General features: G+C 77.6%; 1 protein-coding gene. It reads right to left on the bottom strand.

The window, feature by feature from the left end:
- Positions 1–269: 269 nt before the first annotated feature.
- Positions 270–2,529, bottom strand: a 2,260-nt coding sequence (locus G5C65_RS35325; protein ID WP_165303145.1) for an ATP-binding protein, incomplete at its 5' end; no start/stop codon positions are given.

Here is a 2,529-nt window from a genome sequence, read left to right on the forward strand (position 1 = left end):
GGGTCGGGGTCGTGCAGTGCGCGTACCGGGTCCACGGGCCGGTGGGCGCACGGCTGCACGGCCGGCCCAGGGCGGCGGCGCGGCGGAGGGCGGCCGGACCGCGGGAGCGGTCCGGTCCGCCGATCACGGGGCCCGCCGCGCCGCCCTGCCCTCCCTCGCCTCCCGGGCCGGGGCTGCCCCTTGCTGTCGCGTCGCGGTCCGCGGGTGCTCTGTGGCCGGTCGCGCGGTTCCCCGCGCCCCGGACGGGGCGCACCCCGCGCTCCGCGATGTCAGCGCAGCACATGATCGCTGACGAGGGCGAGCGCCTCCGCGCGGTCCAGGTCGCGCCCGCGCTCGAACGCCGCCGTGTACGCGCTCTCGCCCAGCAGCTCGCGCAGCTCGCCGTCCAGACGCCGTGCGTCGAGGTCGCAGCCTCCGGACGCCCACCGGGCCGCCACCCCGATCAGCAGCGCGGCTGCCTCCAGGCCCTCCTGACCGCCATGGCGGATCGCCAGCATCGCGGCGCCGACGGCGGCGTGCGCGATCATTCCCATCCCGGGGGCCTCCCGGCCCACGGCGACCGCCTCCTGAAGATATCCGCGCGCCTCGTCGCAGTGCCCCCGGTGCAGGGCCAGCCGCCCGCGCGCCGACCAGAGCATCACCCGGACCATCTGGTGGCCGCGGCCGACCGCGTCGGGCGTGCCGTTCAGCAGGCACTCGGCCGCCTCCGGATCGCCGTCGTGCCGGGTGAGATCGGCCAGCGTGAGCGAGGCCAGCGCGCCGGGCAGCCCGGAGTCGGCCGCCACCACCCCGGTCAGCTCCGCACGCGCGCGGTCCGTGGCGCCCGCGCCGAGCAGGATGGAGGACCGCCAGACGCGCTGGTACATGTCCGAGCCGAGGTCGCCCGCGGCCTTCAGCGCCTCCTCGATCGCCGCCATGGCGCCCGCGAAGTCGCCGTGCGAGCTGGCGGTGATCGCCGCGTAGGTGAGCGTGGTGGCCAGCCCCCAGCGGTCCCCCGCCGTACGGAACCCGTCGGCCGCCGTGAGCAGCTCCCGGTGGGAGTCGGAGGCGGCGCTCGCCTGGCCGTGCAGCAGCGACCGCACCAGCGCGTACATGCCCTGCTTCCACGGATGGTCCGGGACGACACCGAGCGCGGCGAGCCCGGCCTCGGTTTCCCCGTGCACCAGCGCGACCAGCCCCTCGCTCAGCGGGTCGGTCGGCTCCGGCAGCCAGGTCGCCTCGCGCGCCGTCGCCGTGTCGGCGCACAGCCAGGCGAAGAAGAGGTACTGCGCCGTGGCGGAGGCCCGGACGGGCTCCGGCGCCTTCCCGGGCAGCCGCAGCGCGGCCCCCAGCCAGGCCGCGGCCTCGGTGTACTCCCCGCGTATCGCCCAGAAGGGGCCGAGCGCGGAGGCCAGCCGTACGGCGGTCTCCGCATCCTCAGCCCCGCAGCTGAAGTCCAGCGCGGCCAGGAAGTTGGCCCGCTCCGGCGTCAGCCGCTCCAGCCAGCGCAGCTGGCCGGCCGCGCGCAGCCACGGCTCCGCCTCCTCGGCCAGATCGCGGAAGTACGCGGCGTGGGCGGCGCGCGCAGCCCGCGGGTCGTCGGTGTGCTCCCGTACGAACTCGCGGATGGTCTCCAGCATCCGGTACCGGCCGCCGTCGAACTGCACCAGGGACTTCTCCACCAGCGGGTCCGGCGCCGCGTCCAGCCACTCCGCCGCCTCGGGCGTGAAGCCGCCGGCGAAGGCGGCCAGCCGCCGTGCCGTGCCCCGCTCCGCCTCGCTGAGCAGATCCCAGCTCCACGCCACGACCGAGGAGAGAGCCTGGTGCCGGGGCTGGGCCGTGCGGCTGCCGCCGGTCAGCAGCGCGAAGCGGTCGTCCAGCCGGGCCGCGAGCCACTCCAGCGGCAGCGTCCGCAGCCGGGCAGCCGCCAGCTCGATCGCCAGCGGCAGCCCGTCCAGCCGCTGGCAGAGCCCGGCGACCAGGTGCGCCGACCCGTCGGTGAGGGCGAACCCGGGGCGTACGGCCCGCGCCCGCTCCGTGAACAGCTCGACCGCCGCGCCCGGGTCCAGCGGCAGCACCGGGACCAGCAGCTCGCCGGTGATCCCCAGCGGCTCCCGCCCGGTGGCCAGCACCCGCAGCCCCGGACAGCGGCCCAGCAGCTCCTCCGCCAGCCAGGCGGCCGCCTCGATCACATGCTCGCAGTTGTCCAGCACGAGCAGCGCGGCGGCGCCGCCGAGCGCGTCCGTCAGCCGGGACAGCGGATCGCGGGTGCTCAGCCCCGTCGCCCGCAGCCCGAGCGCGGCGCCGACCGTGGCCGCGACGTCGTCCTGCGAGGCCGCGGCCGCCAGCTCGGCCACCCAGATCCCGCCGGGCGCACGGACCTGAGCCGCGACGGCGGTCGCCAGCCGGGTCTTCCCGACGCCGCCAGGGCCCACGAGGGTGACCAGCCGCCCCTCGGCCAGCCGCTCCCGGGCCCGGCGGCACTCGCCGTCCCGCCCGATCAGCCCGTGCAGCGGGGCCCGGAGATTCCCGGGCCCCGCTGCACGGGCT

It is taken from the genome of Streptomyces boncukensis, assembly GCF_011045075.1.
In the GTDB taxonomy this organism is placed as follows: Bacteria; Actinomycetota; Actinomycetes; order Streptomycetales; family Streptomycetaceae; genus Streptomyces; species Streptomyces boncukensis.